Below are 14,059 nucleotides of genomic sequence, written 5' to 3'. Positions count from 1 at the left end.
TAGTGACTCTTTAGGCTTCGAAATTCAGCTTTCATATTGTTTCCAATTGAATATTCAGACTGGGCACAGGTGATAAAATCACCCTGTGATCCATCTGAACCTCAGGACCGGGAAGCACGGAAAACCTGAAGTGCCTAAATATCATGGGGACAATCATCATTAGTTCTACCATAGCGAGGTTTTCGCCCACGCACCGCCGCGGACCCAGACCGAAGGGAAAATAAGTATGCCCCATGCTACTGCTGAAATCGCGGCTCGGATTGAATGTTTCCGGAGCACTCCAGAAATCCGGATGACGGTGAGCGGTGTAAGGGGAACAAACCATGGTCGCTCCCTTTTCTATCCTAAAATCATCAATCTTGTCTTCCTCCGAAGCGCTACGCCAGAGGCTCCAGCCCGTAGGATATAGGCGCAACGTTTCATAAATGCAACCCAGGGTGTAGGGCAGGGACTCGAAATGGGCATAACTGAATGCCGTCCCCTTCACAGACCTGCACTCTTCATTAAGCTTACCGATGTGCTCCGGGTGCCTTCCCAAGAGGTAAAAGAGCCAAGCCAATGAGGCTCCAGTCGTCAAATACCCAGCGGGGGCTAATGTTTTAAGCTCTTCCAGAATAGCTTGTTCGGAAAGCGGAAGCCCGGATTTGGGGTCTTTGTACCTCAATAGAAAGTCGAGCAAATCATCTGTTGAGCCTACGCTTTTACGCCGCTCTGCGATTCTGTCTTTGAGGATGCGCTCTAGTTTTCGATTTTCAAAATAGAACTGCCAGTTGGTAGGCGTAGGCATCCATCTGGAAACAAACAGAGGTACGGGCGTACCAATATAGCTTACTCCCAATTCGACAGGCCTGTAGATTTCATGCCTCAGGTTTTTCGGAGAGAAGTTAAACAACACTTCCCACAACATATCCATAGTCAGGTTACGCATCTCACTGACGACTTCGACCGGTTCCCTCTTTTCCGCTTTGATTTTCCAGGATTCAACCAGGCCTCTGCTCAGTTTGTCCAGTACATGAAAAGACCGTTCCAGAAATTTCCGTTGAAATGCCGGATTAATAATCTTGCGCTGCCGCGCCCAGGCGTCCCCTGTAGCAGAAACACTACCGTTGCCAAACACGGCTTGAAAACGGCGGGATATAAAGTCTTCGCGTGGATAGTTGGGTGCCTTGAGCGATAGCACATGCCTGATATGATCCGGATGATTCAGGATATACAAAGGTGGAAAAAACGGGATCGGGCATCGGACCACATCACCGTATACCCTATGCAGGGAGAGGAAAAACTCAGGGATATTGCCCCTAAGCCCCATCGAAAAATCAAAAAAACCAGGGCCTGCCGCTTTCTTGTTGTTACGAACCAAAACAAGACGATTTTCAGGGTTAAAACACAGGACAAAAGATACAAAATAACCCCAAGCTTTAGGATGGGGAAGTGGCCAGCACCAAACAGATAAATGCGCCCCCCTCAGGCTCCGCAGTAAAACGAATACCTTAAACCCCTTCTTGCACGTTGTAGAGAGTACCGGGAAAAAACTGGCAGGCGCCCCTGACAGCTACCAACCCGGGACCTGCAGCAGCAGTGGCACCTCAGGCATCTGCAAAAGCCTTTTTGGCAAGCTCGATGGCCTGCTTGCTCCGTACATGATAGAGAAATGACAAAAGTCTTTATCTTTAGGCGGATTTATTCATGAATAAAACAAGAAATGACCATGAAACCATTAATGATGATGCTGGCTCTGCTCTTCCTGGGCTCCATGTCTGTGCAGGCGCAGTCGGCTAAAGCATGTTGCAGCAGCAAGGATAAGACCAGCTGCACCAAGGCTGAAAAAGCGAGCTGCGACAAAACAGCAAGTGCCGCTAAAGCCTGCTGTGCTAAAGGCGAGCAAGGAAAATCCTGTGCCAAATCAGCCAGCAGCAATGCAAAAAAAGTGAGCAGCAATGCCAACGTAAGCACTGCTTCCATCCGCATCTATGGCAACTGCGGTATGTGCAAGCGTACCATTGAGGGCGCGCTGAACGAAGTGGAAGGCATCCACTCTGCGGAATGGGATGTCAAGTCGGGCATGCTGTCTGTAGCTTACGAAGCGGAAAAGGTATCAGAGGATGATATCAAAGCCAAAGTAGCTGCAGCAGGGTATGACTCCGACACGCACCGTGCGCCGGATGAGGTGTACGCCAACCTCCACGCATGCTGTCAGTACGACCGCCCAAAGGGATAACCGAAACTTCCCGGACGATTGTTGGTTGCTCACCGGGCAGCCAACAATCATTCTTCCTCCTCATCAGCGATCAGCTCGTTTTTCTCCAGTTGTTTGTACAGCTTCAGGGATTTCTCGCCCAATGCGTCCAATGGCACTTCGGTCTGCCCCAGGATATCGAGCAGCACATTGATGCGCCCCTCCACATCGTAGAATTTGTTGATCACAATAATATTCCGGTCCTCCACAATGGCATAGCCCGAGGTGAAGTTCCCTTTCTCATAACGGATGGTGAAGTCTATTTCCTCGAACAGCGTCTCCAGCTTTTTCAGGCTATGGCGGGTATACTTGAACATACACGATGGCTTTGGCGCTAAAATAACTATTTCAGCACACACTCTACCCGGCGGTTTTCCTGGAAAAGCTGCATTCATTATGATATTTGGCAGACTGCAAGGTTTCGAAACCCGGATTGAGCACCAGGTTTTGCGCCTGCAACCGGACCAAAAACAAAAGCGCTACGGCAGCGAACAGGATAGTTTTCATAGGGGTTTTACACAATAATGCAATGCAGTGGCATAAGTTACAGCGGGCTTCACTAGACCATAGTGGCGCAAAATGCGTTCAATTGATAACTTTGCCTTAAATCTCAATCAGTGCTATGCAAAAGAGACCTATAAAATTGTTATTGACCCTTGTGGCAGTTAGTCTGTTCTGTAGCCTGCAGGCGCAGGATAGCGGACCAGAGCGCCGCTTTGAGGCAGGTGTGGTGGCCGGGCTGAATCTCTCTCAGGTTGACGGTGACAAGCTGCTGGGCTTTTATAAGTATGGGTTTCAGGGAGGGATCAAAGCAGATGCCGTCCTTTCTGAACGCTGGAAGGTAGGCATCGAGCTGCTCTTTTCTCAGCAGGGCGCCCGGCAAAGCAGATTTGACAACCCCAGCTCTGAGCTGGATGTGGAAAACATTCAATTCAATATGGTGGAAGCACCGGTGCTGGTGCATTTCCGCGACTGGAAACTACAGTTTACTGCAGGTGGTTCCTACGGCAATATCATCAACTACACCGTCACAGAGGTAACGGGGGAGGATGGTACGGAAAGGCACCCGATATCCCAGGATGTCTTTTCTGTAATCCTCGGGGGCTCTTTCTACTTTACTGAAAACTGGGTGATGGACATCCGCTGGTCCCGGTGGCTCAACTCTCCTTACAGTGAAGAACTGGCGGAAGCCAACGATCAGACCCTTGTGCCCTGGATCGGGCGCAATATTACCATTCGTGGCTGCTATTTGTTTTAGACTCAACCATCGACTTTCTTAACTAAATGCTAAGGCAGGTTAAAGGTGGTTAAAAACGGGCACGGTGGCTGATTTTCCTTTTTATTTGAAGAAGAAATCAAACACCGACGAATTATGAAAATCACCCACTTACTTACCACGCTTTTTTTATTCGCTGCCCTAAGCCTGTCTGCTCAAAAAGAGGAAACCCTTTTCAACAGTTCAGACATCCGGATTTCCGGCATTTGGGCCAGCATCGACCACAACTACAGCTTTTTTGAGGAAGAATACGCCTATGGGCGGGGCTTCAGCATCGGTATTGAAGTCAGCCGTTCCATCTACATCGGCTATGCCCGCAACAGCTTTCGGCAGGAACCGGTTACAGGGCCCGACAACCGTCGCCTTGACCTCTACTACGATGGGCTGCAGCTAGCCTATGCCCCCAACTCAACACGCTTATTGCACCCCCGTTTTGGATTATTTGCCGGTGGCGGCAAAGCTACAGTGGAAGGTATAGATGATGATCCCGTCTATGTGCTGAAGCCTTCGGCAGGTGTGGAACTGAACGCCACACAGTGGTTCCGGGTAGGCTTGGAGGCCGGCTACCGGTTTGTCACCTACGATGACATCCCTGAGTACAGCTCCAGTGATTTTTCCTCACCTTTCGTCAATATCGCGCTGCGGTTTGGCTTATCGTGGGGCAATTAATCTGAAGTATTGAAGCTACGCCTTTTGCCGGTGCACATACTCGACCACCTCTCGTACCCCCTTTGCGACCTCCAGCAGGCCTAAATCCAGGTCATCATAGGTCGTAACAGGCTTACCAGAGCGGGGCAGTCCCTGAAGACCGGCAAAAGGCAGCCCTTCCCAATCCACAGGCTTAAGCGCTACGGGCACTACAATTACCCCCTCCCTACGGCGTGCCATGGCTTTCTCCACTTCCGCCTTCCAGATGTGCTCTGAAGCTATGAAACTTGCGCTTACAAGCAGCAGCACAATATCAGCATCCTGAATATTGCGTTTGGTCTCCGCGCCCCAGTCGTGGCCGGCCAGCACCTGCTCATCGCTCCACAGGTCAATCAGGTTTCCCCGTTTCAGTGCGGTCAGGTGGTTATCGAGCCGCTTTTTAAGATCCTCATCCGCTTCGGCGTAAGAAAGGAAAAGCTTGAGTGGCACAGCCGTTGCTTTGGGCTGATCAGTAGCATCAGATTGAGCATCAGTACCGCCATTGGCAACCATCACCTTTGCGTCCCCAAGCAGGTTGAGAAACTTATCGACCCATTGATTGCGGGCCAGGCTACGGTCTGCATTAGAAATCACTCCCTTCATCTCCCTGTGCCGAAGCTCGTGCATTTCGCCAGTTAGCAAAATCGCAATCTGTGTTTCGGCAGCGTCAGGAAAATGAGCGTTGAGCAAAGCAGTAAGCCGTTCAGAGAGTTGGCTCAACTGCCGGTTGTCTGCCGCAGTAGCAACACTGTCTTTAAACAGATCAATCTGCTTCAGAATAGCTTGGGGATTCATTGGTCAGGCGTTTTGGCAATAAGGTCAGGAGAAATTCGATTGTCCAAAGCTACCAATATCACCCCGGATTGCCAAAGGTTAAACGTCATAGGTGATTTCCACTTCATCAGAAGTAGGGTGCGCCTGACAAGTCAGGATAAAGCCATCCGCCACTTCCTCATCATCCAGTGCGAAACAAGCATCCATTTCAACGGAGCCTTTCAGTACTTTCGCCATACAGGTAGAGCAGGCGCCGGACGTACAGGAATAGGGGGGGTCGAGCTTTTCAGCCAGCAAGGTATCAAGGATGGTCTTGCCGGATGTTACGGTCACTTCCATTTGCGAGCCATCGAGATGTACCTTGACCTTTGCACCATCCACGCCAGCAGCCTTGGTGCCATCAGCAGCAGGCTGTCCGGTGGTAAAGCGCTCCGTATGAATGGACTTGCTTTCAATGCCCTGCCCGAGGAGTGCTCCTTCGACGGCGTCGATCATATCGCCAGGGCCACAGATGAAGTATTCAGCAGTTTGGCTGCGCTTTTTATGCTTGCTGAGGAACCACTGCACCTGAGCAGGGTCTATACGACCGGTACGGCCTTCCCAGGCCACTTTGCTCTTTTTGAGAAAGCCCAGTGCGCCTCCCGCCTTTTCCCGTTTGGGCTGACTCAGAATGTGCTCTACGAATAGCTGCCCTTCGTACTTGCGCTGCAATCCATCGAGGGCATCCCTGAAGATGATGGTCTCTTCGCTGCGGTTACCATACAGCAGGTAGACGGTGCTCTGAGGTTCCTCCTCCAATATCGTTTTGAGAATGGACATCAATGGAGTGATGCCGCTACCGGCACCAAAGAGGTAATAATCCTTGCGCTGATCGGCATCCAGTTCGGTGTAGAACCGCCCATCTGCAGGCATTACAGAGATTTTGTCTCCAGCTTTGATCTGCTGATTGATGTGGGTGGACACCTTACCATTTTCCACCCGCTTTACCGTCACCGCAAGGTCCTGCTCCACGGGGCTGCTGCACATAGAGTAGGAGCGGCGCTCTTCCTGCCCGTTGATGTCGAAGCGCAGGGTCAGATACTGCCCCTGCTTATACTTGAAAGCAGACTGCAGGTCTTCAGGCACTTCAAAAACAAGGGTCACGGCATCCTCTGTTTCGGGGCGCACTTCCCGTACCGGCAGCTCATAAAATTGCTTGCTCATATCTCTATATTTCATTTTGCGGGGCAAAAATAGGCTAAAATTGCCGCTTTGCCCAAGCCTTAGTTCGAAAGTAAGACTCAGGTAACGCCATAAATGCGCTGCGGTTCAATCCCTCAATTGAAACCGGCTTGACGAACCGGATAAGTATGCTTAACTTTGCGGCGCTTTACCAAACACACTATCAAGTAGTTAACATGGCCACACCACGCAGCGTCGCATTTTACACCCTGGGCTGTAAGCTCAACTACTCGGAGACCTCCTCTATCGGCCGTTTGTTCGAAGAGGCAGGCTATTCGGAAGTGGGCTTCAAAGACGGCGCTGACATCTACGTGATCAACACCTGCTCCGTGACCGACTTTGCGGATAAAAAATGCCGGCAGATTGTACGCCGGGCGCTAAAGTATTCCCCGGAAGCGAAGGTGGTCGTGGTCGGCTGTTATGCGCAGCTCAAGCCGGAAGAAATTTCCGAAATCGAAGGCGTGGACCTGGTCCTCGGCGCTGCGGAGAAGTTCCGTATCCTGGACTATGTGGAGGAGCTGAGCAAAGCACCTGGCAAGGGTATGGTACGTGCCGGTGAAGTCAAGGAAGCCAATGAGTTCGTCAACGCTTTCTCTTTTGGTGACCGCACCCGGTCTTTCCTGAAAGTGCAGGATGGGTGCGATTACAAATGTACCTTTTGCACTATCCCACTGGCACGTGGGCGCAGCCGCAGCGATACGGTCGAGAGCGTTGTCGCTAATGCACACCGCATCGCAGAAATGGGTGTGAAGGAGATTGTCCTCACCGGTGTCAACATCGGCGACTTTGGCAATGGCACGGAGGTGATTGAGGGCGTAAGGCCCAAGAAGGAGGCGATGTTCATCGATCTCATACGCGAGCTCGATAAAGTGGAAGGCATCGACCGTTTCCGCATTTCCTCCATTGAGCCCAATTTGTGCACCGATGAAGTCATTGAGTTTGTCGCTCAGTCCGGCCGCTTTGTCCCCCACTTCCACATGCCGTTGCAGTCGGGCAACAACAAGCAGCTCCGCGAGATGCGCCGCCGCTACAAGCGCGAACTGTACGCCGACCGCGTGGCTACAATCAAAGCCCTCATGCCACACTGCTGTATTGGGGTAGACGTGATCGTGGGCTTCCCCGGTGAGACAGAAGAGGACTTCCTTGAGACCTACCGCTTCCTGAACGAGCTTGATATTTCCTACCTGCATGTGTTCACCTACAGCGAACGGCCCAACACGCCCGCCTATGAGCGCACCGATCATGTGGATATGGAAGAACGCCGCCGCCGCAACAAAATGCTCACCATCCTGAGCGATAAAAAGCGCCGGTACTTCTATGAGCAGTTTACCGGCACCGACCGTACAGTGCTCTTTGAGCAAAGCAAGGAAACCGGGCTGATGTCCGGCTTTACCGACAACTATGTGCGCGTCAGCCTGCCTCTACAGGAGGAACTGCTGAATACCATGGCACCTGTACATCTGCACCATATCAATGAGGAAGGCGCGGTGGAAGCCACACTGTCAGCAGCAACGGTAGCAAATTAAGCGGCAAAGCCCTACCTTTGGGCTGCACCAACTCCGTAGCGGATGTACCCCGACTTGTCTTATCTGTTCCACGATCTCTTCGGCACCCCGGCTGATAACTGGCTATCCATTTTTAAAACCTTTGGATTGCTGCTTGTCCTGGCGATCATCTCTGCCGCCTTCATCCTTTATCACGAGCTGAAGCGCAAGGCAAAGGAAGGTCTGTTTGAGCCCCAAAAGGAAAAAATTGAGCTTGGCAAGCCCCCCACCAATGCGGAAATTGCCTCCAACGGCATTTGGGGCTTCATCCTGGGCTTTAAGGGCATCTATGCCTATCAGAATTTTGCTGCCCTCAAGGCAGACGCGGCAGAGGTGCTGCTCTCGACAGCAGGTAGCTGGACCGGCGGACTGTTGCTCGGCATTGCATTTGCCGCCTACCGCTACTGGAATGGCAACCGCAAAGCCCTGCCCAAGCCTAAGCAGGCCATCCGGCATATTTACCCCCACGACCGGATCAGCGAAATCACCATTATTGCGGCGGTCTCCGGAGTTGTGGGCGCTAAAGTGTTTGCGGTGATTGAAGATATTCCGGCCCTGCTGGCCGACCCGGTGGGCACCTTGCTGTCCGGTGGCGGGCTGGCAATCTACGGAGGGCTGATTTTTGGCTTCCTCTTTGTCGCCTTGTACCTGAGGCGAAAGAATATTCCCATAGTGCATGTTTTAGATGCAGTGGCACCGGCCCTAATCATTGCCTACGGTGTAGGCCGGCTGGGCTGCCACTTCTCCGGCGATGGCGACTGGGGTATTGTAATGCCGCGGCGCAGCCAGAATGGTGGTTCCTGCCCGACTGGCTGTGGGCCTACGACTATCCGCACAATGTACTGAGGCGGGGCATACCTATTGAAGGCTGCGACATGATCTACTGTACCCGACTCGATCCACCGGTCTATCCTACCCCTGTGTATGAATCCCTGATGGCATTCACCATAGGCGCTATACTATTCGGGCTGCGGGGTATCACCCGGGGCTATCCGGGCATGCTCTTTTTCATCTACCTGTTGTTCAATGGCATGGAGCGCTTTTTCATTGAAAAAGTGCGGATCAATGAGGTGTATTCCTTTTTGGGCACGGGGCTGACGCAGGCTCAGTTTATTGCAGTGACTTTATTCCTGATCGGGCTGGGGGGCACGGTATGGATTTGGCGAAAGCATCAAAAGAGCTGAGCCAGGTTTTCATAGACTATTGCTGCGGTGCGGTCCCAGCTGTACTGCCGGCGTTGCAGCCTGCCTTTCTCCACCAGGGATGCCCGTAGCGATGCATTCCCATCTAACGCTATTAAAGCCCGGGCGAGCGCCGTGGTATTCCCGGGGTCAATTAGCAATGCCGCCTGACCGGCGACCTCCGGCATAGAGGAGACATTGGACGTGATGACGGGTACGTCTGCTTCCATCGCTTCCAGCAGCGGCAACCCGAAGCCCTCAAACAGGGAGGGATAGACAAAGCCTTTGGCAGCGCCCATTAATGCCGGTAAATCTTTATCGGGTACAAAGCCCAATAAGTCAATATCTTCCTGAAATGCGGAAGCTTCATAGGCCGACTTCACCGGGCCGGACTGCCAGGCAAAACGGCCGGCAATCAGCAATCGGGCCGGGCTTTGCGTTTGGGCTTTAAAATCAGAAAATGCAGTGATTAACCGGTGCACATTTTTGCGGGGGTGGATGGCGCCTACGTAAAGATAGTAGGGCTTTCCGGCGCTCCATTTGTTCCGGGCCGCTTCCCGCGCTGCTGCGGTGAGCGGGCGGAAACCTTCCCGGCAGGCATTCCCGCAGATCGCGATTTTGGATTCCGGAATACTGTACCGTTGCTGCATATCTTGTGCCGTGTAGCCGGATACGGACAGTAAGCGCTGAGCATGCGCACAGAACTTTGGCGTAAAATGCCGGTAGTACCGGCCTACAAGCCCCGGCGTGTGCTCCGTGAAATGCTCAAAGGCAAGATCATGGACCGTCAGCAGGGCAGGCACCTCAGACCGAAGCGACAGGTAGCCATCCGGAGAAAAAAAAACGTCCGCCCGGTGCTTGCGCAAAGCATAAGGCACGGCCCATTCAAACCAAAGGTACCAAAGCAAAGGGTGGCGGGCAGGAGGCGGCAGTACGACACCCCGGGCCTGACCGCCAAAAGTGAAGGCAGGGTCGAAGGGACGATCGAAGAAAAAGAGGTAATCATGCTCCGGATGGTCGCGCAACAGCCGGCGCACCACTTCGTAGGTGTACCGCCCAATGCCCTCGATGCGGCCCGGCAGCAGGAAACGGGTATTGATGGCTACTCTCATATTCAGCAGCCAAAGATAGGAAACCTCTTGCTATAGCCGGGCACCAAAGTACTGTTCCACGGCAGTGGCCAGGTGCGTTTTTTTACTGTTGGCCACACTGATCTCCGTACCGCACTCCATAACGACAAACCCTCCCTTGCCGCGCACGTAGCGGTCTATGCGCTCGATATTGACGGTGAAAGAACGGTGGACCCTGACAAACTGCGGATACTGTGACAGCATCCCCTGAACATGGCTCAGGGTTTTGCAAATCAATTCCTGCGACCCGTCCGCAAACCGGATCATCGTATAATTGCCTTCTGCGCGGAGGTATAGAATGCTGGCTACCGGTCGGAAGAGGTAGCCTTCAAGTGTAGGCAGGGCTATTTTTGCCCGGCGCAGATTAAAGGCTGTAGTGGGTGCTATTGGGCGCAGGTTATTTGACTTGGGTATTAAGCTTACCATTTTCATAGACCGTTGAATTAAGGAACCGGGCGTGCTGCACCAGGCTCCTGTGTGTGGAAATGTATAAACTCAAATTAGGCGAAGGTGGGCTGTTGCGCAATACACATTCGATTTATTGTCAGGCTTCAGAATTTAAAATACCTTTGGGCGGGAGGCAGCCAAAATGGCTTTGCAGGAGTTATATAGCCCCGTTATATTGCAAAAGGACAAGAACTATGCCCAAGACCCCATCCAATAAGCTTTTTAACCTGATCAAGTCCATGTCGGGCTCTGAAAAGCGGTACTTCAAGGTTTTTGTTGGCAGCCATGCGAATAAGGACAGTAAATACCTGCGCCTTTTCGACGCCATTGAAGCACAGGAGGAATTTGATGACGAAGTACTAAAAAATGAGGTATACCAGGGCAAGCCGGTACAAAGCCGGAAATACTCCGAGCTGAAAGGGTACCTCTATGACCTTTGTCTCAAGAGCTTGCAGGGCTACGACGAAAAGACTTCTGTAGACTATAAACTGCGCCACTACCTTCAGAGCATGCAAGTCCTTTTCCGCCGTTCCCATTTTTCAGATTGCCAGGACCTGCTCAGTAAAGCCCGGAAACTGGCTTACAAGTACGAACGCTTTACAGTACTTATTGATATGTTGGGCTGGGAGAAGCAGCTGGCTTACGCCAAATCCGATATAGACTATCTGGATGAAGCCCTGGACCGCATTGAAACCGAAGAGCAGCATTTGCAGCAGCAGCTCAGCAGTATCTCGGCCTACCGCAACTTGTTTTTCCGACTGCTCGTCAGCCTGCGGAAGGATGCCTCTCTGACGGGCCCGGAGTTCCGCAAGCGACTGGCTGATATTGTGGATACGCCACTTTTGCAACAGCCGCCGGAAAGCGATGCCCATCAGGCGCAGATTTACTACTACCGCACGCTCAGTATCTATCAGCTGGCAACAGGTGACTTGCTCGCCTTTAAATCCAGTAGCGAGCAGCTCATTGAGCTGATGGAGTCCAAACCGCATTTTCTCAATGAAGATGTGTCGGAGTATATTTCCGCGCTTAGCAACCTCATCATGGGCTGTGGCCGGGTGGGTGATTATGAGGCATTAGAGGTTTACCTTGAAAAGCTCCGGCAGGTCAAGCCGCTGAGCCAGGACGATGAGCTGAAAATCCACCGGCAGTATTACCAAAACAAATTCTCGCTGTGTATTGCCAAAGGCGACTTTAAAGAGGGGCTCTCTGCTCTGCAGACCCACCTCAGAGAGCGCAGCCATTTCGATAATGACTTATTCGAAACCAACACCTTCTACTACTATTACTTTCACATCTCCTTTGGAGCGGAAGCTTACGATGACGCGCTTTCCTACCTCAATGACTGGCTCAACCTGAGCACTACTGTTGAGCGGCAGGAACTACAGGGCACCGCCCGTATCCTCAACCTCATCGTGCATTTTGAGCTCGGTAATTACGTGCTGCTGGATTCCCTGATCCGGAGTACCTACCGCTACCTGAAGAAGCGGGAACAACTGCATGATGTGGAACGGGAGATCATTAGTTTCATCAGGAAAGCAACCGGATCGCCATCAAAACATGAACTCAAGGTCGCTTATGAAAGTCTCAAAGGAGCATTTGAGCAATTGCCACAAACCGAGAGAGCCAAAAGCTTTTTTGTGCGTGCTTTTGACATGATGGCCTGGCTGGAAGGAAAGCTGGAAGGAAAATCTTACGGCGAAATGATCAGACGGAAGTTTAAGGAACGCAGCCGTTAGCAGCTGTGCTCCTTACTCCGCTCGGAGGCTGAATGGGTGTCCGTTTATCCGCCAATTTGGCTGAAGGTGGTATTCCTGCCTTTTTCTGACTCATGATCCTGCCCCATAAGGCCTCTAACATCTACGGTTTCCCAAATGAAAGTACCCTGGAATCCGGCACCGGTGGGGCTGTATTTATGCCCTCCCTTAGCTTTCAGGCAGGCCTTCTCAGACAGGCGGGCAGATTCGAATTTGTCGATTTTGTGTTGACGTTTTTTCATGATTTCCCTGTTTTATATGGACAAAAGATATGATGTTGTCTTTAAAGTCTTTTCTGTCCAAGATAAATATAAGGCTTTAAATACCTCGCCTTCAAACCTAAAATCGCAAAAAGTCAGCATCCTAACACTAGTTTTCAAGTGTCATCCGGGTAAATATCTTTGACCGCTGCCCATACCAAAGCCGGTTCATAGCCCTTGTCGATTACAAATCGCGCTACTTTATTCCGGAAGCCCCAAAGGTTGTCTGCTTCCGTTCGGTCCCCCTTTTTCACAATCAGGCCTCTGAGCGTCTCCCGATAGGCAGGCTCCTCAATTTCTGCCATGCCTTTGCGGATACAATAATCCGAGATATCCCGGCGGCGCAGTTCCTGTTTGATACGGACCCGCCCCCACTGCTTCATTCGGAATTTACCCCTGACATAGCTGCAGGCAAAGCGCTCCTCGTTCAGAAAGTTCTCTTCAATAAGCGCCACGATGATCTCCTCCTGCCAGTCCGGGTATACATTCATATCCCGAAGTTGCTGACGCACTTCCTGATGGCAGCGGTCCTGATAAGCACAATAGCGCTGCAATTTTTGTAAAGCCTCCTCCTTGGAATACCATTTCGGCATATTTTTCACATTGCTTTTGGTACTGCCATTTTACTTATATGTGTAACTTTCTGATGAAAATCCGTCTGAAAAACAACACAACCAAAACAAAACTACAATCAACATGGAACAATTACTAGATTTTGAAGCACTAGGCACGCTGGTGACTACTTATTTGCCCAAAGTTGCGGGTGCCATCCTGACTTTGGTTATTGGCTTTTGGATTATAGGAAAAATCACCGATGTTCTCAAGCGGAGTATGGAAAAGCGGGGCTTTGACCCAACCATCCGCCCCTTTCTGACTTCGCTCGTCAGCGTGGGCCTGAAGGTACTCCTGCTCCTTAGTGTTGCCAGCATGTTTGGCATCGAAACCACTTCTTTTGTCGCCCTGTTTGGTGCCCTAGCCTTTGCGGTCGCATGGCATTGCAAGGCAGCCTGGGCCACTTTGCCAGTGGGGTGCTGCTTTTGATTTTCAAACCGTACAAGGTTGGAGACCTGGTTGAAATTGGTGGCGGACAAACCGGCACAGTAGTGGGTATTCAGGTCTTCAACACCGTTTTGCAAACCCTGGATAACAAGCGCATCATCATACCCAACAGTGTAGTGACCAGCAATGTAATCACTAATATTTCAGGGCAGGGAGAAATGGGTGTGGATATGACCTTCGGCATTAGTTATGGAGACGACATCGACAAAGCCCGGGAGGCGATCAAGCGTGTCTCAGATGCCTGCCCATATGTTTTGGGTACGCCCGAAACCCTCATCAAGGTCTCTTCGCTTGGGGATAGCTCTGTGAACTTCCTGGTACGCCCCTGGATCAAGAGCGAGCACTACTGGGACACCTATTTCTACATGCAGGAAAATGTAAAGAAGGAGTTTGACCGTTCCGGCGTCAGCATTCCATTTCCTCAGATGGATGTGCACCTGGACAAGTAGTGCAATACGGGCCGAATTCGTGTAAGCGAGTGCTGCCGAAC

Annotated in this window: 18 protein-coding genes; 9 read left to right on the top strand and 9 right to left on the bottom strand. The window is 51.6% G+C overall.

Going from position 1 to position 14,059, the window contains the following annotated elements:
- Positions 1 to 31: 31 nt before the first annotated feature.
- Positions 32 to 1,360, bottom strand: a complete 1,329-nt coding sequence (locus tag ACO08I_RS17600) for a cytochrome P450 (protein ID WP_282779833.1) — start codon at positions 1,358 to 1,360, stop codon at positions 32 to 34.
- A gap of 348 nt (positions 1,361 to 1,708) precedes the next feature.
- On the opposite strand from ACO08I_RS17600, the gene ACO08I_RS17595 reads away from it, so the two are divergent.
- Positions 1,709 to 2,218, top strand: a complete 510-nt coding sequence (locus ACO08I_RS17595) for a heavy-metal-associated domain-containing protein (RefSeq protein ID WP_282779831.1) — start codon at positions 1,709 to 1,711, stop codon at positions 2,216 to 2,218.
- A gap of 47 nt (positions 2,219 to 2,265) precedes the next feature.
- On the opposite strand, the gene ACO08I_RS17590 is transcribed toward ACO08I_RS17595, so the two are convergent.
- Entirely contained in the window at positions 2,266 to 2,553 is a 288-nt protein-coding gene (locus ACO08I_RS17590) for a hypothetical protein (RefSeq protein ID WP_044146334.1), read from the bottom strand.
- Between the two features lie 43 nt (positions 2,554 to 2,596).
- Entirely contained in the window at positions 2,597 to 2,743 is a 147-nt protein-coding gene (locus ACO08I_RS17585) for a hypothetical protein (RefSeq protein ID WP_421946626.1), read from the bottom strand.
- A 151-nt stretch (positions 2,744 to 2,894) separates the two neighbouring features.
- Between ACO08I_RS17585 and ACO08I_RS17580 the strand changes: the two genes are divergently transcribed.
- Both ACO08I_RS17580 and ACO08I_RS17575 read left to right on the top strand, forming a co-directional pair.
- Positions 2,895 to 3,494 (top strand): outer membrane beta-barrel protein, encoded by a 600-nt coding sequence (locus ACO08I_RS17580; RefSeq protein ID WP_160213699.1) that lies wholly within the window; start codon positions 2,895 to 2,897, stop codon positions 3,492 to 3,494.
- 114 nt (positions 3,495 to 3,608) lie between these two features.
- Positions 3,609 to 4,181, top strand: coding sequence for a hypothetical protein (locus ACO08I_RS17575; protein WP_044218936.1), 573 nt, complete (start codon positions 3,609 to 3,611; stop codon positions 4,179 to 4,181).
- A 15-nt stretch (positions 4,182 to 4,196) separates the two neighbouring features.
- Here ACO08I_RS17575 and ACO08I_RS17570 read toward each other — a convergent pair whose 3' ends face one another.
- On the bottom strand, positions 4,197 to 4,994 hold the full coding sequence (locus ACO08I_RS17570) for a TIR domain-containing protein (protein ID WP_421946625.1): 798 nt from the start codon (positions 4,992 to 4,994) through the stop codon (positions 4,197 to 4,199).
- A 78-nt stretch (positions 4,995 to 5,072) separates the two neighbouring features.
- Positions 5,073 to 6,176, bottom strand: coding sequence for a ferredoxin--NADP reductase (locus tag ACO08I_RS17565; protein WP_282779823.1), 1,104 nt, complete (start codon positions 6,174 to 6,176; stop codon positions 5,073 to 5,075).
- A gap of 194 nt (positions 6,177 to 6,370) precedes the next feature.
- Here ACO08I_RS17565 and mtaB point away from each other — a divergent pair, with 194 nt between their 5' ends.
- From mtaB to ACO08I_RS17550, 3 genes are read left to right on the top strand one after another with little or no spacing between them, the layout of a single operon-like run.
- Positions 6,371 to 7,720 carry a tRNA (N(6)-L-threonylcarbamoyladenosine(37)-C(2))-methylthiotransferase MtaB gene (gene mtaB, locus ACO08I_RS17560; RefSeq protein WP_282779821.1) on the top strand — a complete coding sequence of 450 codons (1,350 nt, stop codon included), beginning with the start codon at positions 6,371 to 6,373 and terminating at the stop codon, positions 7,718 to 7,720.
- A gap of 42 nt (positions 7,721 to 7,762) precedes the next feature.
- Entirely contained in the window at positions 7,763 to 8,584 is an 822-nt protein-coding gene (locus ACO08I_RS17555; RefSeq protein WP_421946624.1) for a prolipoprotein diacylglyceryl transferase, read from the top strand.
- A 29-nt stretch (positions 8,585 to 8,613) separates the two neighbouring features.
- A complete protein-coding gene (locus ACO08I_RS17550) occupies positions 8,614 to 8,922 on the top strand; it encodes a prolipoprotein diacylglyceryl transferase family protein (protein WP_421946623.1) in 309 nt (102 codons plus the stop codon).
- Here ACO08I_RS17550 and ACO08I_RS17545 read toward each other — a convergent pair.
- Positions 8,910 to 10,031 carry a glycosyltransferase family 4 protein gene (locus tag ACO08I_RS17545; protein WP_282779817.1) on the bottom strand — a complete coding sequence of 374 codons (1,122 nt, stop codon included), beginning with the start codon at positions 10,029 to 10,031 and terminating at the stop codon, positions 8,910 to 8,912. The genes ACO08I_RS17550 and ACO08I_RS17545 overlap by 13 nt on opposite strands.
- A gap of 30 nt (positions 10,032 to 10,061) precedes the next feature.
- Entirely contained in the window at positions 10,062 to 10,481 is a 420-nt protein-coding gene (locus tag ACO08I_RS17540) for a LytR/AlgR family response regulator transcription factor (RefSeq protein ID WP_282779815.1), read from the bottom strand.
- A 209-nt stretch (positions 10,482 to 10,690) separates the two neighbouring features.
- Between ACO08I_RS17540 and ACO08I_RS17535 the strand changes: the two genes are divergently transcribed.
- A complete protein-coding gene (locus tag ACO08I_RS17535) occupies positions 10,691 to 12,232 on the top strand; it encodes a hypothetical protein (RefSeq protein ID WP_282779813.1) in 1,542 nt (513 codons plus the stop codon).
- Positions 12,233 to 12,276: 44 nt separating this feature from the next.
- Here ACO08I_RS17535 and ACO08I_RS17530 read toward each other — a convergent pair whose 3' ends face one another.
- Positions 12,277 to 12,492 carry a hypothetical protein gene (locus tag ACO08I_RS17530; RefSeq protein WP_282779811.1) on the bottom strand — a complete coding sequence of 72 codons (216 nt, stop codon included), beginning with the start codon at positions 12,490 to 12,492 and terminating at the stop codon, positions 12,277 to 12,279.
- 134 nt (positions 12,493 to 12,626) lie between these two features.
- Positions 12,627 to 13,103: a regulatory protein RecX gene (locus ACO08I_RS17525; protein WP_052515884.1), complete on the bottom strand. Its 477-nt coding sequence runs from the start codon at positions 13,101 to 13,103 to the stop codon at positions 12,627 to 12,629.
- 103 nt (positions 13,104 to 13,206) lie between these two features.
- On the opposite strand from ACO08I_RS17525, the gene ACO08I_RS17520 reads away from it, so the two are divergent.
- Together ACO08I_RS17520 and ACO08I_RS17515 are read left to right on the top strand one after the other, a co-directional pair.
- Positions 13,207 to 13,551: a mechanosensitive ion channel family protein gene (locus tag ACO08I_RS17520; RefSeq protein WP_421946622.1), complete on the top strand. Its 345-nt coding sequence runs from the start codon at positions 13,207 to 13,209 to the stop codon at positions 13,549 to 13,551.
- On the top strand, positions 13,500 to 14,018 hold the full coding sequence (locus tag ACO08I_RS17515) for a mechanosensitive ion channel family protein (protein ID WP_421946621.1): 519 nt from the start codon (positions 13,500 to 13,502) through the stop codon (positions 14,016 to 14,018). The genes ACO08I_RS17520 and ACO08I_RS17515 overlap by 52 nt, the downstream gene beginning before the upstream one ends.
- The last annotated feature ends 41 nt before the right edge of the window (positions 14,019 to 14,059 follow it).

Origin of the sequence: Phaeodactylibacter xiamenensis (genome assembly GCF_965229835.1) — a bacterium.
GTDB lineage: Bacteria > Bacteroidota > Bacteroidia > Chitinophagales > Saprospiraceae > Phaeodactylibacter > Phaeodactylibacter xiamenensis.
Note: the sequence above shows the minus strand (reverse complement) of the source record. Positions and strands in the feature narration are given on the sequence as shown.